A 23,660-nucleotide genomic window follows, 5' to 3' on the forward strand; every position below is an offset into this window, starting at 1 on the left:
CATGATGTACGACACGCTGATTCGCAACGCCCTGGTCATCGACGGCAGCAACAGCCCGGGTTATCCCGCCGATGTGGCGATTTTGAACGGCCGCATCGAGCGCATCGGCGACTTGCACGATGCCACTGCCCGCGAAGAAATAGACGCTGCCGGCCGCGTGTTGGCGCCTGGTTTTATCGACGTGCACACCCACGACGACACGGTGGTGATCCGCCAGCCGCAGATGCTGCCCAAGCTCAGCCAGGGCGTGACCACGGTGATCGTTGGCAACTGCGGGATCAGCGCCTCGCCGGTGAGTTTGCGCGGCGATCCGCCGGACCCGATGAACCTGCTCGGCACCTCGGCAGCCTTTGTTTATCCGACATTCAGCGATTACCGCGCAGCGGTCGAAGCCGCGAACACCACGCTGAACGTTGCCGCACTGGTGGGCCACACCGCGTTGCGCAGCAACCACCTCGACGACCTGTTTCGCACCGCCACGGCGGATGAAATCAGCGCGATGCGCGAGCAACTGCGCGAAAGTCTCGAGGCCGGCGCCTTGGGCTTATCCACCGGTCTGGCCTACGCCAGCGCGTTCTCGGCGTCCACCGATGAAGTGATGCAACTGACCGAAGAGCTAACGGCATTCGGCGCGGTGTACACCACCCATTTGCGCAGCGAATTCGAACCGGTGCTGGAGGCCATGGACGAGGCCTTCCAGATCGGCCGGCATGCGAAATCACCGGTGATCATTTCCCACCTCAAATGTGCAGGGGCTGGCAACTGGGGGCGTAGTCCGCAACTGCTGGCCTCGCTTGAGGAGGCTGCGAAAACTCATCCGGTGGGCTGCGATTGTTATCCCTACGCGGCGAGTTCTTCGACGCTGGACCTCAAGCAGGTCACCGACGCCCATCGCATCACCATCACCTGGTCCACGCCGCACCCGGAGCTGGGCGGTCGCGACCTGATGGACATCGCCGCCGAATGGAACGTGCCATTACTCGAGGCCGCCCGCCGACTGCAGCCGGCCGGCGCGGTGTACTACGGAATGGACGAGGCCGATGTACGAAGAATCCTCGCCCATCCGTTGTCGATGGTGGGGTCTGACGGATTGCCGGAAGACCCGTTCCCGCATCCGCGCCTGTGGGGTGCCTTCCCACGGGTGCTCGGGCATTTCAGTCGCGACGTCGGGCTGTTTCCGCTGTACACCGCCGTACACAAAATGACGGGGTTGTCGGCAGCGCGCTTTGGCTTGAAGGAGCGGGGCGAAATTCGTGAAGGACATTGGGCGGATCTGGTGCTGTTCGATCCGCTGACCATTCGCGACGTGGCGGACTTCAATGACCCGCAACGAGCGGCGGAGGGGATTGAGGGAGTGTGGATCAATGGGGTATTGAGTTACAGCGAAGGCCAGGCGAACGGCAAACGGGAAGGGCGGTTTCTGGCGCGGGAAGGGGATCTGCGCGCGGGTTTTCAGAGCACACACATTCCCCTGTAGGAGCCAGGCTTGCCGGCGAAAGCGATCAGCCAGTCGACAAATCTTTTTGAACTGCTTCGCGTAGTAGCACATTGCAATTAAAGAAAGCCATCGCCAAGCCGAAGCGCTGACGTCCAGCCCAACTACAATGGGTGTCTTTTCAGTCAGGGAGCAACCCAATGAGCTTCGGCAAAACTACCCCGATCCTGCGGATTTTCGACGAGACCAAGGCATTGGAGTTCTACGTCGACTTCCTGGGGTTCACCGTCGACTGGCAACATCGCTTCGAACCGAATTTCCCGCTGTACCTGCAAGTCTCCCGGGGCGAATGCGTGCTGCACCTGTCCGAACACCATGGTGACAGCACGCCGGGTTCGGCCTTGCGGATTGAGACCGATGAACTTGAGGCGTTCCAGCAGCAACTGCTGGCCAAGGAATATCCGTTTTCCCACCCACAGATACAGGCCATGCCCTGGGGAAGCCAGGACATGACCATCAGTGATCCGTTCGGTAACCGGTTGGTGTTTACCAACGCGATCTGCATGTAAAGCAACACCGGTTTACGGATTGGCGGCGCGCAGGTAATGGGTTCTGGATGACCGCATCGATTGCACATGCGCGGCGTAGTCAATGGGCTCCAATCGGCCGGTGGGGATGTTGATGTCCCTCGGGATCAAGGCATTGCAGTTCATGCAGGTGGGGAAATCGGTTGCTTGCCGGGAATCGGAAACGCCCTTCAGCCGTTGAGTCATCACAAAGATGTTTTCCGGCGGGACGCTTGCATTCAACGAGTGATTGAGCAACGCGTTCCTGCTCCGCACTTCCGCATGACGCCCAGGGGTGCCGGACTGGAGGGGGAACAAATGTCCGGAGTTACCTGAATGGTCGCGGATGTCCCTGGCCAGTGCCGGGTGCAGGGATACGTCTTTCTGATTGGCGTAATCGCGTTCAACTTGAGCCATGTATACCTCTGGTTGGGTGACTTCAAAGATCCCCAAGTCCCCGTTTGATGAGGGCAGAAGGTTTCGATAAAGGGTGACCCCGGGATAAGGCCTGTCTCCCAGTTGCTCAGGGAAGTTGAAATGCTCCCAGGACGAAAAGCTTCCGTCCGCCGTAGTGACCGCTGCGTGTGCGGTGTACTCATTCAGTTTCTTTTTTGTATAGGCGTTGAATGCTGGATGGGTAGCTTCGACCCCGGCGATTTCCTTGGGGGTCAGAGGACTCGTCCGATTGGGGAATTGAGCTTTCAGCGCGCCGAGTTTCCCGTCCTTTGCTTCTGCAAACAGCCGTGGGGCGTCTGTCATCGAAACGGTTTTCTGGGAAAACCGGTCGTAGTAATCGAGCACGATGGGAACGTTGACCAGATCATCGCGCACCAGTCCCTGCGAATCGGCAAATCGCACCGGGTTGTTCCCCACCATGCAATACAGGTTCAACCCGTCAGCCGTGCCCGCCGGGTCCGGGCTGATCCATCGTTGCAACCAGGGCGCGTAATACCGCTGGCCGTAGTAATACAAACCGCTGGCATCACGCTCCTTGCCCGAGTAACGAAGGGTTCTGTATTTCGCTTCCAGCACGTTGCGCGCTTCTCTCCACGCCGTGCCGCCAAAGGGGTAGTAACCTTCCTCGCTGATCAGGTTGCCTTCGCCATCCAGCTCCATTGTGTTGGAGCCCAAGTGATCGTCGAAACTGAAGCGCAACGCGTCATTGGTGATGCCTGAAGGTGTTCCCAGGCTCCAGTGCAGGCACCGAACGTTGCAGGTTCCCGCTTGAACTGTGATGACCTCGAGATTTTCCGACGTGCTTTCCCGGATTTCCAGGCCGGGCAGATACAGGACGTCGCGGCAGTGGGCGAGGGCGTGGGCCTTTTGGGTTTGCCGTTTGCGAATGCGCTGGCCGCTGCCGTCGTAGAGGTAACTTTCTGTATCCGCTTGCTGCTCTGCGCGCTCAACCAGGGTCACGCTTTGCAATTGGTTGCGCGCGTTCCACAGCAGCGATTGCCCGGTGTGCAGGGCTTGCAGATTGCCGTTGGCATCGAAGCCGGTTGCAAAGTCGGGTGGCGGATCACCTGTTTTCCATGACAGCCCACGATGGCTGTCGGGGGCGATGCGCATCTCGCGGGTGTAGTTATTGCCATCGCGCTGATGCTGCAGTTTGGTCAGGTTGGCGCGTTCATCGTAGGTGTAATGCTGGGTGAAATTGAGCCGTCGGCTGCGGTCCGGCGGGCTGGATAGCCAGGCAGGAAGCGCCGCGCGGATGCTCGCTGCCTGCTCTTCCCGGCCCGTCGCCTTGACCAATTGATACAGGCTGTCGTAGCCATAGGTGCTGCCCGGCCTTACGCGCTGATTGGCATTGTGCTGCTCGGGTTTGCTGTGATCTTCGACACTCATTACGTTGCCGACAGCGTCGTAGGCATAAAGCAGTTTCTGAAGCACGTGGGTGGTTGTACGCGAAAGGCTTCGCTGGATCATGCGGCCGTTTTCAGGCGCATACATCGCCGCGTTGGTGATCTTGCCGCCCAGCACCTGCGACTCGATCTGACCCTGCGCGTTATAGCTGACTTGATCGAGAACCTGCCTCTGTTGGGCAGCACCACGGAGTTGCAGGGTGATTTTCTGCAACTGGCCGGCGACATCCAACCAGAAGCGTTGTGTGTGCCCTTTGGCGTCTTTTTGCTCGATGACTTCGCCGGTCGCAGCGTAGCGCCAGGTGGTGGTATGGCCGGTACCGCTTTCGAGCAAACCCGTGCGCTCGTCGAGATCTTCCGGCCAGTGGGCGGCGTGCTGATCTTTCATCAGATGGCGCGTTTGGCTGAGCGGTTTTCCAGTCAGGTCATACTCGGAAAAAATCACGCAGCCTGCCGGATCGTCATGGCGAATCAAGCGTCCACACCGGTTGGTTTTCACATCGTCATTTGAGCTGGCTGCGTAGGTGAAGCGCTCGATGACCTGGCGGGATTGTTGTGTGGATTCTTCGTGGATCGCCAGTGGTCGCAGCTGGTTGTCATAGTCGGTTTGCCAATGGCTACCGCGCGAGTCCCAGGTGTCCAGGGCCTGGCCGGCCTCGCCAAAAAGCGTCAGGCGCCAGCCGGCATCGATGCTGTCGATCAGGAGCAGGCCCCCCGACAGGCTGCTGACTTGCCTTGAGTCCGCGGTGTTCAAGCCAACTCGGGTAGCGGGTGAGTAATGCTCAACGACCTGTCCGCTGATGTCATGCCGGTTACGCGTGATACGGGCTTCTGGCGTCGTGATGGATTCATTGCACAAGTAGCGGACTTCACGAAGCGCAAGTCCACGGCCGTCGACGACGTTCAGGGTCGGGGTGTGGCGATGGACATTGACGCTCATTGCGCACCTCCTTGAGTCGGCAGTTCGGGCTGGGTGTCGTTCTCGTCTTCGGTAATGGAATACCAGGGGTGCAAGGTGTGATGACGTTCGTCTCCTTTGGCATTGATGACGCGTATGAGTCGACCCATGGGGTCATGGAAATATCGATCGCAATGGCCTGATATGCGCAGGGACTCATCATTGATGTAGCGGTGCCGGTCACTGAAGTACGGCCGATACGTACGAGTCACCAGTCCCTTGTTGTTGTATTCAGTGCGCTCGCTGACACGCCAGCGAACGCTGACTTCGTGTTCCTGCGGTTTGTCGTTTGCCCATGCCAATGTGCCGTCTTCTTTGACCGCTAACGCTGCTCCTTGCCCAACCCTCTGTTTGCTTTGTAACGGCCGGCCAAAGCCGTCCCAACAAGCGATAACGATGCGGATTTGTTTCGTATCGGGATCGCGCAGGTATCGATCAGCCTGCAACGTGGCGCAGTGAACCGGTTCGCGCTGCACGCTTTGGATCTTCGTCTGGAGTGCTTGTTCGTGAAGTGTTTTCTTGATATCGCTGCGGGCCAGACGCACACGGGTGCTTGCGCGGATGTACCCATCGGGCAGCAAATCGCCTTTGGCAATTGCCGCTTTGTACCATTCCTGGTCCTGCGGTGTTGCGACCTCAATGCGCCCCATCCAGCTGAGCGCATCGTAGAAGTAAGCGCTGGCGACTTGCTGTAACGCCGGCTCCGGGTTTTCGATAGCGAGGTCAGGCCGGCCGTGATAGCGACGGATATAGGTGGAGAGTGGCGCGAACCCGATATTGCCATCGGCGCTGCTTTTGAAATGGGTGATGGCGTGAACATGTCCGAATGTATCGTATGACGCTTCCTGGACAACGTTGTTGGGGTCAGTGACCCGAGTGGGTTGGAGTATTCGGTAGTCGATGTTGGAAGCTGTGGTCGTGCAGGTGTCCGGCAGCTTGATGTCGGTGGTCAGGCAGAAATAAGGGTCATGGGTGAAGGTGGTTGGACCCTGTTGAGGACTCTGTTTAAAACTCGACGGTTTGAAAAAACCATCCAGTTTGTTGTACGTGACGAAGTGGCGTCGTACCGACCAAAGCTTGTCCTGCTTATCCCATTCAACGTCGCCCGGTAAGGCGATGGGCATTTTTTTGTAGCCGCCATCCTTGAGCCGTTGAGTCAAATCAAAGGACGGAGCCTGCGATTTGAGTACGTCGTAAGCCTTCAACGCCAACTCATTGAGTTCCGCTGTTTCCGTGTGATCGACCAAAGCTTCGACACTGGCGTGCCCATCCGCGAAGGGACCACTGGCATCGGGTTTTCTATAACGCTGCAGGGACAGGCCGGTCATTACCTGTCGGGCTTTCCATGCAGCCGAAGCACTCAGGGTCAAAAGCGCCTCATGATTGATGGCAGAAGTCGCCAGGCCTTCGGCCAGTGGCGCTTTCGGCAGTTTCAGAGCATTTGTACGTTGCAGGTAAGGCAGCCCCAACCGCCTGTTCTGCGTGGTGGTGATGTGAATGAATTGGGCTTTATGTTCGGCCACGTAGAAGAACTGCTGGGCTTCGTCATGGGCGTCGGCCCACCATTTTTTCTCCCAGGGATCGGTGAAAGGGCAGGCATCGTCCGCTGTTGTGCGTCGGGCATAGCTGATCTCCAGATGGTGGGTCAGGTAACCGTAGGCGTCCCAGTTCAGATTGATCGTGTGGGTACAGCGCGGGTCATGCGGGAAGCGCTCGTACTGATAGTGAATCGACTCCACCAGCACCGAGTGCAGGATCGAATAAGGGCTGTGCCTGCCCATGCCCTTGAGCTCATTGACCTTGTAGCGATGTTGTTGCACCGAATACGGAAGCTTTGACTTGTCACCTTGGTCCTGGCCGTAAACCTCTACCCGCAAAATACGTCCGTTCAGCGCCCGGGCGATTTCACGTCGGCGGCCTTTGGACCAGGTGTTGGCCGGAACATGCCGGTCGCTGCGCGGCGTCCAGCTTTCGCCCAGGTTCTGGATAGTGCCTTTGAGCAGCACGGATTTTTCGTCGCTGTAGTCTCGATCATGGATCATCAGATCAACTTCGTTGCCGACATGGAACCAGGTTTTGGTCAGTGTCGGCACGGAGTGCAGATTGCTTGCTTTATCACCACCCATATCGGTTTGCACGAGCAGGCCGAACCCCCGGAATTCGCGTTCGGTACTGTCGTAGAAGCCGTGTCGATACTTGATTTTTTGGGTCAGACGATTGCCGGTGATTTCGTCGAATCGAGTCTGCTGTTTGACCAGAAACAGGGGAAACGGCAAGCGTGAAACCGCCGTTTTCTTGTTTTTGAGTAGCTGTGTTTTTTCGTCCAGCCACTCTTGTGCCGAACTGCGGTAACTGATGGTGCCGCTGGCGCCCATGTTGTTATTGGTCGATTGCAGCAAATAGGGTTTGGTGCGGATGAAGTCGCATCGCCAATACCGTGGCGTTGCCCCCGGTATGCTGAAAACCAGGCTGGAGCAGCCGAGCCCTTGCAGGTCGGTGGCGCTGACCTGGCAGAACCGGTCATAGCTAAAACCTGCGGGCCATGGCACGTCGATCGACGGGCTCAGGCCATTGCCGCACCGGTTCATGAAAATGCGCGCGCAATGGGGTTCCAGATAAATAAGGTCTGCGCTTCCAGAGCCGTCCAGGTCGGCCAGCAAAAGACGCGATGCATCGAATTCTTCCAATGAAAGATCCGGTGTGGCGATCACTCGACCTTTGCCGAAGCGTCCGCGACCGAGGTTGGGCCAGCATTTCACTTCGTTACGGCGGATACGGACCAGATGCTGCTGCCCGCTTCCCAGAAGGTCGCTGAAGGCCACCAGTTCGCTGGATGAGTTGCCGGGCAGTGGCAGGTCATCCTCATCAGCCCCGCGGTCTACTTCGGTTGCGGCGGCGAAGCCCGTGCCTTTCTGGTTGGCATACAGGCGAACACTGCGCGGGCCCAGCATGACCAGATCGTTGAGCCCTGCGCCCATCAGATTGGCCAGTTGCCCTCGAGGATGGAAGAACTCTGTCGGAAGGGCGTCAAACGAGGCAAAGTTCGACCAGGTGCCGTTGGGTTTCAGCGTGAAGAATCCACTGAGCCCCGGCTGCGCCACGATCCAGTCCGGGCGTCCGTTTGCATTGAGGTCAGCGAGAAACTGTCGGGTGGGTTTGCGGCTGTCGGTTAATGGGAGATGTGGCAGATCGCTTAACGCTTTATACGTGATACGGTCCCCACCCTGGTCATCGCGCACCGGTTGGCTATACCGCCAACTTTTGTCGGTACGGTGCAGCACGCCGGGCAGTCCTTCCCCCAGTAGATCGACGAACTGAAAGCGCTGTTGATGATTGAGCCCGGACAACGCCTCGAACGGTTTGAAGCGCTGAACGTCAGGTTCAAGCAAGAAGTCGGTGTAGGTGAACTCCAGGGGTGGATGGAGTCCATTGGTGCTTTCGCCGTAGGCCTGGTCCAGTGCTGCGCTCAGGCAGCTATAGGAATGGGGGCTGGTCTGATACTGGATCACGCTGCGGCGAACCAGCACCGGCTCGGGTCCCATCGATGTTTCATCGGGGAAATGATGAAACATCAGAATCTGCTGGCATAAACGTCGGGTTCTCAGCTCAAACCCATAGGAGAAATCCGAGAAGGGATCGCTACGTTCCGGCGACGTTTTTGTTGCCCGATACGCGGGTTTTTCCTCCAGTGTCGTGCTGCGTTCACCGTAGTCGAAGCACAATTCGAAATGCCAGCGTACTTCGTCGAGCCCCCCGATTTTGCCTAAGTACAACTGAGCGTCAGCTTCAAAATTGCCATAGCGTACCCGCCCAAGGTAACGCTGGGCACGGCTATCGGAAGGGCCCTTCGTCGACGCCGGGTCCGCGTTGTACTCATACACAATATGCTCGCCATGAGGGTTCATGCTCTCTTCAAGCAACCACTCGCCCACGCGCGATAGCGCATCGGGATCTGCACGACGTGCCGATGACGTTTTTCCAAACAGATGCTGGCTACCGTCGGCGTTATGTATCAGCCAGAAGCCCGGTTCATCTGTTGCGCTGGACCAATGCTCGATCAGGTCGAAGGCGGTTTCGATGCGCGGTTGATAGCGCACGACTTTGTGTTCCACCTGCCGTGTGCCGTCGCTGTAAAGCTTTTGGCTGGACTCGATCACGCCGGTGGTGCGGTTCCGCTCAGGCATCAAAACTTCACCGTCGGGGCCGATGAACAAATCATCACGGGTGTAGGACGGAACGCCCAGGTGGGTGCGTCGTGTGACGGTCGGCAGCGAGAGTTTCCAACCGAGGCCGAACACCCCGTTGCCTTGAGCACTGCTGTAGCGCAAGGCAAGGGCCGGGGCGTATCCGCGACCGGGTGAAACGGGCAGCGGAATCTCGCAGGAGGCGGTCCCGCTTGAGCCGATTGCACCGAGGCCGTCACCGATGCTTTGAATCGCCCCTCCGCCCTTGGGCAAGGCAGGAGGGGTGACAGGGAGGGCGGCGTGTTCGCTCATTGCGCACCACCATTTGCCCTGGCGGTGTACTGCACGTGCACGATGATATCGGTCAGGGATTCGAGCATGCTTTTCTGCGCCGCATGATTGGGGAATGACAACTGCCATTTCGACACCGCTCCGGTGCATTCGAAGGGCAGGTAGCGTTCGTCCTGGAAGCTCAAGGTAAACAGACCGCTGTCGTCGATGCCTGTGGACAGGGCAATTTGCTGATTGGCACGCAGACTTTTCATGACCGTCTTGTCGGCGCCGGGCAGGACGACTTCGCTGCCGGTCTGGGTCAGCGTGGCCCGGATATCTACATAGGGGCCAAGGACGGCCGGCAGGGAAATGCTGATGGTCTTGATCCGGCGCAGGCAGTGCCCCGGGTAGTCGTTATCAAACAGGGCCTGCGTCAATTCAAACTCGCATGAGCCTGTATCCAGCAGGATGGCCTTCATTCCTTTGATGAGTGTCTTGTCTGCTGCGAGCGTTCCGTCCCAGGGTTTGTTGATCGACGGCGTGATGTTTTCCTTCAGGTGGAGTTTGCTTAAAGACACGGTCTTGCGGATTTCCAGTTCGCGCTCGTTGCCCAGCAGCCAGGCATTCTTCATCTTCATCAAGCCCAGCTTCATACGCTCGCCAGGGCCGAGTCCGCGGTAGGTGCTGTTCCAGGTCTGGTTCTGGAAGAACGGTTGAGTGGTGGTGTCGGCCGTCTCGTATCGCCAGCTCCGTTCGGTGAACTGGCACAGGGAGAGCGTCGAGTCATACACCTGGTAGTAGAAGCTGGAGAGCTGGTGGGTGAACCACTGGTAAAGCTGCGAGTTGGTAAAGCGCTGGCTGAGAAAGTCGTAAGAGGTCCGGGCTTGAGCCAGCGACGTTTGAGTCTGTTGTAACAACAGTCGTGAAGCGATCTCTCGTTCAGCCTCCAGTGCAAGCTGTGCATCAATCTGGGCGATTTCGAGCTTTGCCTGGTCGCGAGCGAGGGTCCAATCCTGATGGCGGCGTCGATACTGCGCGGCACGGTCCAGGGCCTCACCCGCGCCATAGGCGGCGGTTGCCACCCCCTGCGCCATGGCCATCATGGCGAGCGGTCCGCCCTCAAGGCGAGCCCCACCGTCTGCCAGTCCAAAAATGTTGGGCACCACTTTCAGGCCCTGACCGCCGGCATGAGCCGCATGGGCGCCTGCTTCAGCGATCCGCCCTTCCAGATGGAACGCGGCGGCCGTCACTTCTTCCAGATTGACGACCTCGTTGACCCGCTGACTGTAGTAATCACGGCGGCTTTCGACGATGGCTTTACTGGCCAGTAACGCTTCGCGGTTTTTATGATCGATCTTCAGGGCCTGGGTCTGCAGGTCTACCGCCATGGTGGCGATATCCCAGAGGTGCTGTTGCTGAAGTTCCTGATAGCTGGCCTGCTCGCTGCGCTCGATAAACGACATGAGCGTTTCGCCGAACTGAATCACCGTGTCTATCGCACTCATGGCATGGGCATGCAGGGCACTGAAACGGTAAGGCGGGATCTCTGTGCCCAGTCGCTGGGCAAGGCCGGGCTCCGCAGCGCGAGAAGGGTTGGCGCCGAGCTGTTTGTTCGAGGCGGCTGGAGTCGCGAACAACGCAAGCCTCAAGGGGCGACCTACAATGTCGAGGTTATGTCGCAGGTTATGCAGGCGGCTTTCGAGCTTTTCCCAGCGGGGGAACAACACGGGGTTGAAGGGCAAGCGCGAATGCGGCGCGTCAATCGCATGGGCAGAATGTGAATGGACGTAAGGGCGAACACACACTTGAGGGGCCTGCTCTGGGGCGACGGTTGTCGATAGGTGTTTGTCTGCTTCTCCCAAGGCTTTTTCAAACGCACGCAGTTTTGTGTTGGGCTCCTCGCTGAACGCTTTCAATGTGGTCTTTGCCCATAGATCGGTTTGCCTGACATCCGGTCGCGGGCCCAACAGGTCCTGTGCGCGCAGGTACCAGAGCTTCGCGTCGGTCAGGCTGTCGGGAGATAACTGGCGGTAAGCGGTGTCGCCACGGTTGAGCAGAATATCGAGGTAGAGCATGTACAGGGCTTTGCGAAAGTGCACGGGATGACTCAGTGCAATCTGGTGCGGATCCTGTGGTCCCTGAAGGGCGTAGCTGGGTTGGCCGGGCTTGAGCGTGCCGGTGATCAGGGGCACCGCGCTCCAGTAATCAGGGTTGCTGCCACTGACTGCTTTTCGGGCGGGATTGAACAGGTACTGCAACCAGCGTTCGGCTTCTCCGTATTGGCGCTCCTGGTTAAAGCGGTGGGCCACCAGCCAGGGCAGGTAGAGGAACAACTCGACGAAATAGCGACCGTAGGCGCCGTAAAAGTCCAGTTGCTCAGGCGGTTTTCCGCTTTCGAAAGGAGGCTCTTGCAGGTGCTGAGAGGACCAGCTCAGCAAGGTGTCCATACTGTCTTCTGCGCGCTCGATCAGGTGTCGGGCGAAGGTGATGTTCATTCGGATGGGATGGCGAGGCAGGGAAGTCCGAGCTTCGCTGTTTTTGATTCCAGACTTTGAGAAATCGATGAATTCTGTTGTACCTAATACGTTGTCCAGATGGAATTCAATACTGGGAGCTGTCGGCGAACCTGATAGATAGCTGAATTGAAGCATTTTCGCCTTGGAGTAAGGCCAGCACTCAAGAAGCTTGAGAAGGGTGTTGTCTTTCTCGCTGTCCAATTCACTGCGTGGAATTACTTTTGACTCAATCAAGGCATCTTTATCGATCACGGCCCACATGCAGAAATCAACAAAGGGAAGACTCAAATTTTCACGTTCAAACTCACCAAGATGTAAAGCAATGCAGAGTGACGAAGACGATTGATCGCAGATGGTTATGGTTCGTGTGTATTCCCTGAGTTTCTTCAGGTTCATACCTCCAATTGTTCCGGCCGAACAATAACCTTGCACACAGGTCTGCGGCGTACTCCAGCTCCCGTCGAATTTCTTGAAACACAGGTTCAGGCGAAACAAGGGAAAGGTTTTGCTCTTGTTTTCTTCTCTGCTCGTCTGATCCTGAAACACGCATTCTGCCCAGATCACATACAAGCGATTGTTGAACATGACCGGGCGAATGGTGTGTTCAACGGTGCTGTCGGAAACCGGCAGATTGATGCGGTGCCAGTCGGACCATGCTTGCGGTTCCGGCGCATCATATTTGGCAGTCCGGGAGCCGGCCACGAAGGGGCGACAGGCCATGTCCAGCGAGCGCCAATACCACGTATTGGCCGCACGGGATTTGGCAATGAAGTAGTAAGTGCTGTTGGCGAAATCGCTGCCGTCGATGTAACCGTTGACGATTTGCAGGTTGGCTACTTCCTCCAGTCTGGTCAGATAAGCCAGCACCGCCGTTTGCACGGACTCGGCATTGAGCTGGTTTCGGTTGAGGTCGTTTTCCAGTTGCTCGAAGCTTGCGGTTCGGGTCTTGCGCAGCGTCGGATCAAGGTAGGCCGCCGGGAAATAATAAAGACGCTGATTGGTCGCCCAGGCCTGATAGTGATGCAGGACAGTGCGCCAGGTGTCGACTTGGTCGGTGGGGATCTGCGCGGTGTGATAACCCGGTTCCATGTTGGCCAGAATGCTGTTGATGTACTGCTGAAGACTGGCAATCGCGCAGGCTACCGGGCTGGTCGGCACGTCTTGGCTGACCAGCACGTCAAGCAGCCAATAGTGGTAAAGATCATCAGCCGTCTTGAGGTGCTCTGCGATCTTCAAGGCTTGCAGCGTCTGGTCTTGCGGAGCAATCGCCGTCAGATAGAGCCCGAGCTGCGCATCACGCAGGCTTTCGTTAAGTTGTTTTTCAATAGCAACAGACATGTTCATTCCTTGAGCATGTATCGAAATTTACTGACTGGCCGCCATGATGGCTTCACCGACCGTTTTCCATTGAGCGGCCGAACTGTTGTTTTCGAGTGCTGTGGCACCGAGCAGCGCGGTCGTGCCAAGCCCGGTGGCTTTGCAGGCGCTGTGACAGCGCATGACCCAGTCGATGTCTTTTATTGTCTGGGCCTTTTTGAACGGCAGATGCAAGGTGAGCGCGGTGACCTCAGCCACTGTCCAGTTCAGTAATTGGGCCAGGCGTTCGTTGACGACGCTTGTCTCGCGATTGGAAAAATCGGCGAACTCCAGGTAGCTCAGCAGGTTTTCTTCTGGCTGCTGATAGGTGCTCATGAAGTGGTTAAAGCGATCGAACAGGTACAAGGTTTTGAATGACAGCTTCAGCTGCCCGTCCGGTGTGTCCAGCCAGCGAGCAGTGTTCAGAAGTGCGCGCAATGCCTTGTTGCTCAGCTGCAAGCGGACTGCGGCTTCTGTGTGGCGCAGAAGCGGATGCAATGTGCGCGCAAGCTCGTGCGAGTCTTTTGAGTCCAGCGCAGCAGTGAGAATCTGATTGACTGAGTTGTTCGCCCATATCACGACGTCTTTTGCACAGTTCATGGGCAGCAGGAAAGTTTCCTGTAAAAACACTTCGATCAGATGCTGCTGGCGATCATGGGCCAGCAAGAGAAACTTCTTGAGTTTCCGTTTGCTTTCGTCTTTGAGCTTCCGGTTTTTTTCGGGATCCTTGTCCAGTTCGAGGGTGGCGTCATCGACTATCTGGTTTAGTGCGGCGGTCAACGTCTGTGGAACATCGTGTTTGATCGTGGGGGTGAAATTTTTGATAAGCCCTTTGCCATCAAGCAGGGTTTTTGCCAGCTTCACTCGCCAATCAATTGCCCCCGGTAACGCCAGCGCTGCCCATTCTTGTGCGCAGACCACGCTCGCGCGCGTGTCGGCCATGAATTTAGTGAGGTACTGCTGCAAGTCCCCCAACGGATAATCAGCGCTGGTTTGCAATTCAAGAACGCGTTGCAGCATGGGGATGTCGTAGACGGATTCCTTGATCCAGCAGGTTATCCAGTCCAGTTGCATCAGGACGTCGAGAAGGTCGAAAGCAAAAATGCCCTGGGAGACTTCATGGCTCAGGAGTACTTCGTTTATGTCGCCAGTCAAAGTGCCAATCGAGGTCAACGCCCCTCCCTGATACATGGATTGCAATATCAGAAGCGGATTTTCCCGATGGGTAAGTTCATCGAAACCAGCGCCACTCCATTTGATGTTCTGGCCCTCCAATGAGGTGACGCTCCTCGAATCAGTGGTTGGAGTCTGGTTGATGTAGATCGACGGCTCATCTCTCTCTCCTGATGCTTTGGTAAATCTGAGATCAAGTCTTTTGTCTGTACTGGCGTCGGCGAACCATGATGTGTTGGTTCGCAGGCTTGATCCTGCAAGCAGGGTGGCTTCGCCCGGGCCGCTCTGTTCCCGAAGTAGAAAGTGTGCGATCAGCTCGAAATACTGCGTTCCGTTTTGACCCCTTATTCGAATTATCCGCATGCCGTTGTTGCCGGTTGCCACGCACCTGGAAATACTTTCCCCACCCAGCAAATTCGTCAGCGTCGAACTTTCGCTGACCGTGAGGCCGAACATCCGCGCAATGCGTGCCTGGCGATAGATGGACGACATCGTGCGCAAATCACACTTGAGCGAACCCAAGTGCTTTTGCGTATTTTTGACGATCTGCAATAGCGAGTCCTCTGTCAGGGGCAAGCCAAGGCTGATGCTCAGATGTTGGAGAATGGTGTGGGAGGCGGGATCCGAATTCTCCGCCCGGAAGACACGACCATCGAGCTTCAGCGGTGTGTCAAATACCCGGGCCTGATTGAACACCTTATCGAACAGGGCAATTTTATCGCCGGTCGCGCAGGGTGATACCTGGTGCAGCAGCGCGCCGAACTCTTCAGCGGTGATTGAGTACTTGCGATTCAGGTATCGATAAACACCAAGGGCTCGGATGGCATGCCCGTCGAGCTGCATCTGGGCATTACGTGGCCGCTTCAATTCAAATGCGCTGCACAGCAGACTGTCCAGCTCTGTGAAAGGAATGTCGAGCCAGCGCTGAAGGCGAATCATTCGATGCAGGCGTTCGAGTTGGTCCTCGGTCGCATTCGCGATATCCCCGAGGCTTTTCTCTCTGTCCAGCGACATGCTTTTTTCAGGGGTTGCGACAGGGCCGTTTACGTACCGGGCGCCATAGGGCTGGGGGTAAGGTGCCGACAACAAGTAATGCGCAGAGGTGTAGGGCGCGTGTTTACCTTGCGCCAGCAATGCCTCCAGTTGCTCGGCTTTAAGTTCGGTTCGCTCAAGGAAGGGCTGTATTTTTTTCAGGTCGGAAACTAATGCCGTGCCGTAGATCTTTTTCCAGTAGTTGTCTTTATGCCTGCTCTGTTCTACGGCGGGGAGCCCGGCGAGCGCTGTATCTGTCAGGATCTTTTCAGCCCATGGCAGTTCTGTCAGCAGCGCCTGTTGTTGCGGGCCCAGCCCGGACATCAGCCGCTGAGCCTGATCGGAGGAGGCGTTCTGCACCGTTCCAAACCGGGAACCGTAGTAGTGCGTGACAGGAAGGAATTCGCTGGCGAGGTAATTCAGTTCTCCGAGCGTCGGTTTGTCCGCGCCCAGTCCCAGCAGGCACTGATGATGGAAAAACTCGTACGGAAGGGCGAAGGGGTAATACCGTTGCGCCAAAACGTCATAGGTCGATTTGCCTCTGTCTTCGGTGCTCTTCAGCGCGTCCTGAATATTCTGGTCCAGGATCGCATTGACGATCCCGAGCATCGGTTGCGCGGTGAAGGTGCTTTGCTGATCAATCGACAGGTCAGCAAGATCCGGACGGCGTTTTGCCAGCGTGATCCGGTTGGCTTTTTCTCCGTCTGTTGACGAGGCGCTGGATTCCAGTTGCAGGGCAAACCGGTACAGCGCTCTGAGATAGGCGACCGGTGAATCGATGGCGGCGATCGAATCGTTCTTGCATGCGTCGTCCCAGTTCTCTTTGAACAGATGGGTGTAGGTGGGGCCCTGTTTCTCGAGGGCGCGAATGCCCAGCGGGTGCCACTGATCCTGCGCCGTTCCGTCCGACGTCCGCTGCTCCCGGTAAAGGTGGTTGATCTGCGCGGAATAACATCTGGCGTCGTTGTAGAGCGCTCCGGTGTCGATGCTGGCTGCCTGCGTTTTCAGTCTCTCGTCATTGTTGATCGCGGTATCCAGACGATCCTTGAACTCGGCCGCGGTCATCCCGGTGATGTCGAATACCGAAGTGATGTTCAGCTTTTCTTTGAAGAGTGTTTCTAATGCTGACGATTCGCCCTCGGGAGCGAAGGCCTCGATCAAAGTATCGAGCAGGGAATTTTCTTTGTTATCGGTTGCGAAATTGTCGTCCATGCCGATGAGCCTCATGTGGAGATATCGACATTACGGACTAGCAGGGGGGAACGCTGTCAGCTCTTCCATTTAGGGCAGGCTGGAAGTTTCGTCACTGGGCAGGGGAAGAGGGGCAGGAAGGCTGTAGGATTTTGAAGGGTGATGGCAATGAAATTCGCCGGTAAGCCCCTGACCCTCCAGCAAGATACCGGAGGGTCAGGATCGCGGCGTTACACTCGGAAATGGCTGACCATCTGCTGCAACTGCCCCCCCAACCGCGCCAGTTCAACACTGGCCGCAGCGGTTTCATCGCTGGCGGCGGCGGTCTGTTCTGACACGTCGCGCACGTTGATGATGCTGCGGCTGATTTCTTCGGCCACGGCGCTTTGTTGCTCGGCAGCGGCAGCGATCTGCTGGTTCATCGACTGGATGTTGGACACAGTGCGGGTGATGTTTTCCAGCGACACGCCAGCCTTGCGGGTCAGGGCGACGCTGCTGTCGGTCAGGGCGCGGCTGTTGTTCATCACGGTCGACACTTGTTGGGTGCCATTTTGCAGACCGGCCACCAGGCCTTCGATTTCTTCGGTGGATTTCTGTGTGCGCTGGGCCAGGCCGCGGACTTCATCGGCAACCACCGCAAAACCACGACCGGCTTCACCGGCACGCGCGGCTTCAATCGCAGCGTTGAGGGCCAGCAGGTTGGTCTGTTCGGCGACGGCCTTGATCACGTCCATGACACTGCCGATCTTGTCGCTTTCCTGTTGCAGCACGCTCATGGCTTCGGTGGAGCGCGCCACTTCGCTGGCCAGACGTTCGATCTGGGCGATGGCTTCGTTGACCACTTTGTCGCCTTCGCGCGCTTCGCCGTCTGCGGCGGCTGCGGCCTGGGAGGCTTGTTCAGCGTTGCGCGCGACTTCCTGCACGGTGGCGGTCATCTCGTGCATGGCGGTGGCCACTTGATCGGTCTCGATCTTCTGGCTGTTGACGCCGGCGCTGGTTTGCTCGGTGACGGCGGACAATTCTTCAGCGGCGCTGGCGATCTGCGTGACGCCGTCGCGGATGCCGCTGATCAAGTCACGCAGGGTCACGCCCATGCGCGCGATGCCTTGCTGCAACACGCCGAGCTCGTCGCGGCGCGTCACTTTGACGTCCTGGGACAGGTCGCCGCTGGCGATGCGTTCGACCACGGCCAGAGTGTCGCGCAACGGGCCGGTGATCTGACGGGTGATGATCACGGCAGCAATGATGCCCACCAACAACGCCAGCAGCGTGCTGATCAGCTGCAGCGTGCGCGCCTGGGCGCTTTCGACATCGCGACGATCGAGCTGGATCTGATACAGCTGATCGCTCAGGGTCACGATCGCGGCGCCCTGGTCGGTCATTTCCTTGCGGGCCTGCACGGCATCTGTGTTGGCCGCTTTATAGGCGTGCAACGCGCTGCGGTAGTTGCCGAGCGCGGTTTCCAGTTGACGCAGGGCGTCTTGCTGGGTTTCGGCAAACTGCACGTTGAGCGGTTTCAGGCTGGCAATCGCCGTATCCAGTTGGACAACGGCTTTTTGCTCGGTCTCGGCATTGGTGGTGGCGGTGTAGCCGCGCACTTCGTAGCGGGCCAGGATGAACGCTTCCTTGGCGGCGGTGACGGCCTGGAATTGTTCGAAACGCTGATCGCTCAGGGGCATCTGTTGCACGCGAGTGCTGATGGCGTCGATCAGCGTGCTGGCCGTTTCAGCATTGGCGGCCATGGCGTCGCGGGCGCTATTGCCAGTGCGGTAAGCGCTGCGCATTTTGTTCAGCGACGTCTTATAGGCGTCGATGTAAGCGCCTTGCTCTTTGAGCAGCTTGAGGTTTTCCGGGCTCTTGAACTTCGACAACAGCGATTGTTGCTGAGCGGAAAAGGCGTCAAGGGTGGTCTGTACGTTCTGAGCGGCGTTTTCATCGCCGTTGGTCAGCATGTATTGCAGGCGAACCACACGAAGCTTGGTCAGGCCGGAGTTGAGTTGGGTGATGTCGCTCATCCAGTTGCTGCGGTCAATCAACCCGCCCAGGCTGGTCCAGCCGGTCAGGGCCAGTACGCAGGTCAGTGCCAGGACCAGGCCGAACCCCAGGCCCAGTTTCATGTTCACGCTGATGTTGCCGAACCAGCTATTCATCAAATTCCTCCAGGAACGTTGCGCTTTCGATCGTCGGTTGGCTGGAAGATTGTTGTTTTTAGGTGCCAGCAAGGGTGTGTAGCAGGCCTGTATCGGCAGCAATCGCGAGAGCTGAAAGGATTTTGTCGGACAGATTCTGTAACAAGGTCTTTGTGGGCGGCTTAAGCTTTTTTTCACATGGGTTTCACTGGCTGCCGACGCGCGTCTCTCTACCCTCGTCGCATCGAATGACAGTGATGCATGCGGGTGAGGCCGTTTGATGTGGAATTGAGACTGAATCTGTTCGGGATCAAACGCTCGATCAATCTGAGCGTTTTGGCCCGTTATCGAAATACCGCGGTGGTGCTGGCCTCGGCGCTGCTGGTGATTCCATTGACCGTATGGCTGTTGCGGCCGGCCGCAGTGCCGGACCTGGCGCATGGCAACGTGGCGGGCGCGCGAGCATTGGCCAAGGGTTGGGCCAAAGGCGATGTGATCGTGCTGGTACGCCATGTCGAGCGCTGTGATCACTCGAAAGCTGCGTGCCTGAGCGGCAACGATGGCATTACCGATCGTTCGCGCAGCGTCGCGGTGAGTGTCGGTGCGCGGTTCGAACAATTGGGGCTGGAAAAGGCCGATATCTACAACAGCCCCATGATGCGTACGTCACAGACGGCCAGCTACATGTTCAACAAGGTCGGTGTGGGCGAGGACTGGCTGATCAGCTGCAGGGGTACGATGCTGCGTGATGCCCTGGCGCACAAAGTGGCCGGTCGCAATCTGATTCTGGTGACCCACAGCGAATGCATGGCGCAACTCGAAAAAGACCTCAAGTTGTCGACCTCCACGCTCGGTTACGGCGCTTCTTTGTTTATCTCTGCCAAAACCCATAAAGCACCGCGCATGCTTGGTTTCATTGAAGCCGCTGATTGGCGCTCGGTGACCTCCGAATGAGTATTCCTTCTGGATCAGGACACACCATGCTGACGCCTTCCCGCAACCGGTTTTACTGGGTGAATTTCGGTATCCCGCTGGTCTGCGCGGCCGTGGTTTTCCTGATGTTCGACATGACCAATATCGACATCAGCTTCAGTAATCTGCTGTTTGATCCCGTCACCCAGATCTTTCCGCTCGACAAGGTTCACTTCTTTGAGAAGCTGACTCATAAGTGGGCGCGCATCATTCCGAACTGGACTGGCGAGATTGCCTTGATCGGCGCGATGCTGTCGTTTGTCTGGCCGCTGGCCAACACGCAAAAGCATCCGCGTCTCGGCCGCTTTCTGGAACGCAGCAAAGCGGCGGCGGTGCTCCGATTTGCCTATGAACATCGTCGGGATTTTCTGTTTGTGGTCTTCGCGTTTGCCATTTGCACCGGCGTGATCCATTTCCTCAAGTCGCACACCAGCGTGTACTGCCCGATTGAAACGACCCTCTACGGTGGGAAAATGGCCCATGTGGAGTGGTACAACAACTTCCAGCTGTTCAAGGAAGCCGGTGATGGCCGTTGCTGGCCGGGCGGCCATGCTTCCGGTGGCTTCACCATGCTCGCCCTGTACTTCGTGGCTCGCCGCTACCGCTGGCGCTATTCCAAAGCGCTGATGTACGGCGCGTTGCTGCTCGGTTTCGTGTACGGCACGACGCGGGTTCTGCAAGGCTGGCACTACATGTCCCACACCTTCTGGGCCGGGATCTTCGTGTGGCTGGCGTGTTTGCTGACGGCGCTGGCGTTTTACGGCCGAGCGCGGCTGGAGATGCCGGTGCTGCAAAAGGCTGAAGCGCCGACCGCTGAGTCGCTTACTGGTTTACAAAGTAATAAGCCTGACGCCCCACCATCATGGTCTTGAGGACTTTCAACGGCGCGGCCGGTTCGGTTTCACCGGACATGACCGCCACGTTGGAAGGGGAGGCGGTCAGAAATTCATGTAGTTGCGCCTCGGTATCCAGGCCCTTGAGCACTCGCTGGGTGTAGAACACGCTGGCGCCGCCCACCCGCTCGTTGGCCTGGAACAAGGCGATGTGTTGCCCGTTGGCCTGCATCGTCTGAATCTGTTCGGTCAACGGCAGGAACGATAATTTGTGATCGGCATGGGGCAGTGCCCATTGGGCGGCGGTCAGGTAGCTGCCGATCACCAAAGCGAGGACGCCCATCGCCACGCTGCATTGATGCCGTGCGATGCGCCCCAACAGGTTCGAGGCCCCTTCGCGCACCTTCAGACGCTCGAACAGAACGCTTGCATACTCCGCAGCAATCACCGCCGCCGCTGGCGTCATCGACATGAGATACACCGTGCGCTTGCTCGACGCCAACGTCAGCATCACAAACTGCGCCATTATCCACAGGGTGAAAAACAGCAAGTAACGATTGGCCATCAGGCTTTTGCGGAAATGCCACAACCCCAGGTACACCAAAATATTCCACGGCAGAAACGCTTGGGGCAGCTTGGTCAGGTAGTAGTAGAACGGTTCGTAATGCCCGGCCTCGACGAAGGAACCGCTGAAGCGCCCGACGCTGTTGGTCAGCAGCACTTCCCCCACGGCCTGCGCGCCACCGCGCTGATACAGCACGGCAAGCCAGATCATCAGCGGGATCAATCCCGCAAGCGTCAGTAAACCGGGGCGTAGCCAGTCCGAGAGTTTCAGGCGCTTGTCCATCAAGGTCTCGGCCAGCAGATACGCGAAAATCACCACGCCCGGCATCGCCAGGCCCAGCACGCCTTTGCTCAATGTGGCGATGGCGATTCCCGAAGCAAACAGCAACGCGTTGCCGAACGTCGATTGTCGGTGCCCCTGAAAGAACGCCAGCAACGCCATGGTCACGCCGAGGGCAAGCAATGCGTCTTCGCCGACGCCGCGCACGTTGCTCCAGTAACTGGCCATGGTCGCGAGCAGGATGCCGGCGATCCAGGCAATCGCCTTGGGCCGGCCGAACCGCCGCAGCATCGCGTACAACAGCATCACGCTGAACAACCCGGCGAACGCCGATGCCAGCCGCACCGCCCACGGTGTGCCGCCGAATGCGCGGATGGCGCCGGCATCCAGCCACAAGCTCAAGGGCGGTTTTTCCAGAAACGGTTCGCCGAACAAGCGTGGCGTCACCCAGTCGTTATCCAGGTGCATTTGCATGGCGATCCCGGCCACCCGGGCCTCCGTGGAACCTTGCAACTGATGATTGCCCAGGGCAAAGAAAAACAGCACAGCGGCAAGCAGAAACAGTGAAGTGGCGGGACGCGTCATAGACTTCTGGCTACCGAGAGGTGGACCGGGAAGCCCGAGCATACGGGGCGAATGCTTAACGAATTGTGAACGGTCTGCGAGTATTACGAGAGACGTCTGGACCAGCGCTGTTCCGGGGCTTCAAAGCGATCATTGATCAACGCCGTCAACACATGATCCTGCCAGCGCCCGGCGATGCTCAGATAGGCCTTGGCGTAGCCCTCGCGTTCAAATCCCAGGCGCTCCAGCAGCCGCGCACTGCGTTCATTGCCGGGGATGTAATTGGCCATGATCCGGTGCAGTTTCTGCTCATCGAACATGTAGCCGATTCCCGCTTCCAATGCTTCCTGCATCAAGCCCTGGCCCTGATGGGATTCGTCGATGTGGTAACCGAGATAGCAGGCCTGAAACGCCCCGCGAGTGATGCCGCTGAAGTTGCAGGCGCCGATCATCTGGCCGTCCGGGTCCAGCAGCGCGAAATGCACGGCCAGGCCCGCCAGAAAAGCGCTGGCTTGCACTGCAAGGCGCGGACGGATGTTTTCGTGGCTGTGGTAATCGGTGGGGCGAATCGGCGACCACCGGGCGAGATGCCTTTGGTTGCGTCGGTAGAAGTCGCTTTCCAGCGCCGCCTGTTCAGGGTCGAGCACCGCCAGCGTCAAGCGTTTACAGGGCAGGGACAGCAGCGGCATGGGGCGCTCCGGTTCGTGGGGATCGTCGCGCAAGCATTACGTGGCCAACGGAAAAACTCAAACCGCCAGCGGCAACGTCACGATAAAAGTGCTGCCTTTGCCGTCGCCGTCGCTCATGCCGATCACCGTGCCACCATGGGCCTCCACCAGTTCGCGAACGACCGTCAGGCCAATGCCAAGGCCTGCGCCGTTGAAACCGACGGCGTGAACGTCTTGCACAAACGGCTCGAAGATAAACGGCAGGGCTTGAGCGGAAATACCGATGCCGTCGTCGCAAATGCTCATTTCCAGCGCGTTGTCCCTGGCCGTGACCGACAGCGTGACATGGCCCAGCGCGGGGGTGTACTTGGCCGCGTTGCCCAGCAAGTTGCCGAGAATCTGCGTGAGCCGCACCGGGTCGCCGTCCACCGAAAGCGCGCACGTGGGCAGTTCGGCGGTGAAGTGCAGGTGTCGGGTGTTCATCACCGGGCTGCACACATCGATGGCCTCGTGGATGATCTGCACCATGTCGACGATCCGGCAATCGAGGCGCAGCTTGCCGGTGCTGGCGCGGGACACGTCGAGCAAGTCATCCACCAGCCGCGTCATGTGCTGCACCTGGCTCTCGATCAACGCCTGCATGCGTGGCAGCTCTTCGCTGGGCACCCGCACCAGCCGGCCGGCGATCATGCTGATGGGCGTCAGCGGGTTGCGCAGTTCATGGGCGACCAGGGTGAGGATGTTGCGTTGCTGCGCCAGCATATGTTCTGCCGAGGCTTGAAGGTTTTGCGCGCTGAGGGCCGCAATCACCAATTGCGCGTTGGCCTCGCGCATTTCCAGAAACAGCCGCTGCTCTTCTTGCGAGCGTTGGGGTTTTTCCGCATCCGATTGTGCCAGCAGAATGGCCAGCACCAATTGCTGATTGGCTTCGACCAATTGTTCGATCTGCTGGGCATCCACCAGCCGGTTGTTGGTATCGCTCAATTCTTTTTTCAGCGCCGCCAGCACAGCACGGGCTTCGACGGTTTTCTGGCCGAGCAGGAACAACTCACGAGCGGCCGAGGCCATCGTTTGCGGATTCGTGCCATTGGCCTCAGTCATAGT

General features: G+C 58.0%; 12 protein-coding genes and 1 pseudogene. 4 read left to right on the forward strand and 9 right to left on the reverse strand.

Annotated elements, in window-relative coordinates; genetic code table 11:
- Position 1: 1 nt before the first annotated feature.
- Both ACYZTY_RS02240 and ACYZTY_RS02245 read left to right on the forward strand, forming a co-directional pair.
- The gene (locus ACYZTY_RS02240) at positions 2-1,477 is read left to right on the forward strand and encodes an N-acyl-D-amino-acid deacylase family protein (protein ID WP_461957132.1); all 1,476 of its coding nucleotides are present in this window, start codon (positions 2-4) and stop codon (positions 1,475-1,477) included.
- Positions 1,478-1,635: 158 nt separating this feature from the next.
- A complete protein-coding gene (locus ACYZTY_RS02245; RefSeq protein ID WP_461957133.1) occupies positions 1,636-2,004 on the forward strand; it encodes a glyoxalase superfamily protein in 369 nt (122 codons plus the stop codon).
- Between the two features lie 12 nt (positions 2,005-2,016).
- On the opposite strand, the gene ACYZTY_RS02250 is transcribed toward ACYZTY_RS02245, so the two are convergent.
- From ACYZTY_RS02250 to ACYZTY_RS02275, 6 genes and pseudogenes are all read right to left on the reverse strand, one after another.
- Entirely contained in the window at positions 2,017-4,803 is a 2,787-nt protein-coding gene (locus ACYZTY_RS02250; RefSeq protein ID WP_461957134.1) for an RHS repeat-associated core domain-containing protein, read from the reverse strand.
- A complete protein-coding gene (locus ACYZTY_RS02255; protein ID WP_461957135.1) occupies positions 4,800-9,317 on the reverse strand; it encodes a SpvB/TcaC N-terminal domain-containing protein in 4,518 nt (1,505 codons plus the stop codon). The genes ACYZTY_RS02250 and ACYZTY_RS02255 overlap by 4 nt, the downstream gene beginning before the upstream one ends.
- Positions 9,314-13,138 carry a Tc toxin subunit A-related protein gene (locus ACYZTY_RS02260; protein WP_461957136.1) on the reverse strand — a complete coding sequence of 1,275 codons (3,825 nt, stop codon included), beginning with the start codon at positions 13,136-13,138 and terminating at the stop codon, positions 9,314-9,316. Before ACYZTY_RS02260 ends, ACYZTY_RS02255 begins: the two co-directional genes overlap by 4 nt.
- Before the next feature lie 21 nt (positions 13,139-13,159).
- Positions 13,160-16,567 (reverse strand): Tc toxin subunit A, encoded by a 3,408-nt coding sequence (locus tag ACYZTY_RS02265; RefSeq protein WP_461957137.1) that lies wholly within the window; start codon positions 16,565-16,567, stop codon positions 13,160-13,162.
- A 209-nt stretch (positions 16,568-16,776) separates the two neighbouring features.
- Entirely contained in the window at positions 16,777-17,640 is an 864-nt protein-coding gene (locus tag ACYZTY_RS02270; RefSeq protein WP_461959237.1) for a methyl-accepting chemotaxis protein, read from the reverse strand.
- Positions 17,641-17,682: 42 nt separating this feature from the next.
- A pseudogene (locus ACYZTY_RS02275) lies at positions 17,683-18,696 on the reverse strand (methyl-accepting chemotaxis protein); the annotation flags it as partial.
- 261 nt (positions 18,697-18,957) lie between these two features.
- Here ACYZTY_RS02275 and pmrG point away from each other — a divergent pair.
- Positions 18,958-19,629: a lipopolysaccharide core heptose(II)-phosphate phosphatase PmrG gene (gene pmrG / locus ACYZTY_RS02280; protein WP_461957138.1), complete on the forward strand. Its 672-nt coding sequence runs from the start codon at positions 18,958-18,960 to the stop codon at positions 19,627-19,629.
- A 26-nt stretch (positions 19,630-19,655) separates the two neighbouring features.
- Positions 19,656-20,519 carry a phosphatase PAP2 family protein gene (locus tag ACYZTY_RS02285; RefSeq protein ID WP_461957139.1) on the forward strand — a complete coding sequence of 288 codons (864 nt, stop codon included), beginning with the start codon at positions 19,656-19,658 and terminating at the stop codon, positions 20,517-20,519.
- Here the strand turns inward: ACYZTY_RS02285 and ACYZTY_RS02290 are convergent.
- The 3 genes from ACYZTY_RS02290 to ACYZTY_RS02300 all read right to left on the reverse strand — a co-directional run bounded on the left by ACYZTY_RS02290 (position 20,470) and on the right by ACYZTY_RS02300 (position 23,657).
- The gene (locus ACYZTY_RS02290) at positions 20,470-21,909 is read right to left on the reverse strand and encodes an ArnT family glycosyltransferase (protein WP_461957140.1); all 1,440 of its coding nucleotides are present in this window, start codon (positions 21,907-21,909) and stop codon (positions 20,470-20,472) included. The two genes, ACYZTY_RS02285 and ACYZTY_RS02290, sit on opposite strands and share 50 nt — an antisense overlap.
- Positions 21,910-21,992: 83 nt before the next feature.
- Positions 21,993-22,577, reverse strand: a complete 585-nt coding sequence (locus ACYZTY_RS02295) for a GNAT family N-acetyltransferase (protein WP_461957141.1) — start codon at positions 22,575-22,577, stop codon at positions 21,993-21,995.
- Between the two features lie 57 nt (positions 22,578-22,634).
- Positions 22,635-23,657 carry a sensor histidine kinase gene (locus ACYZTY_RS02300; protein WP_461957142.1) on the reverse strand — a complete coding sequence of 341 codons (1,023 nt, stop codon included), beginning with the start codon at positions 23,655-23,657 and terminating at the stop codon, positions 22,635-22,637.
- Positions 23,658-23,660: the final 3 nt, after the last annotated feature.

It is taken from the genome of Pseudomonas sp. LB1P83, from assembly GCF_054897885.1.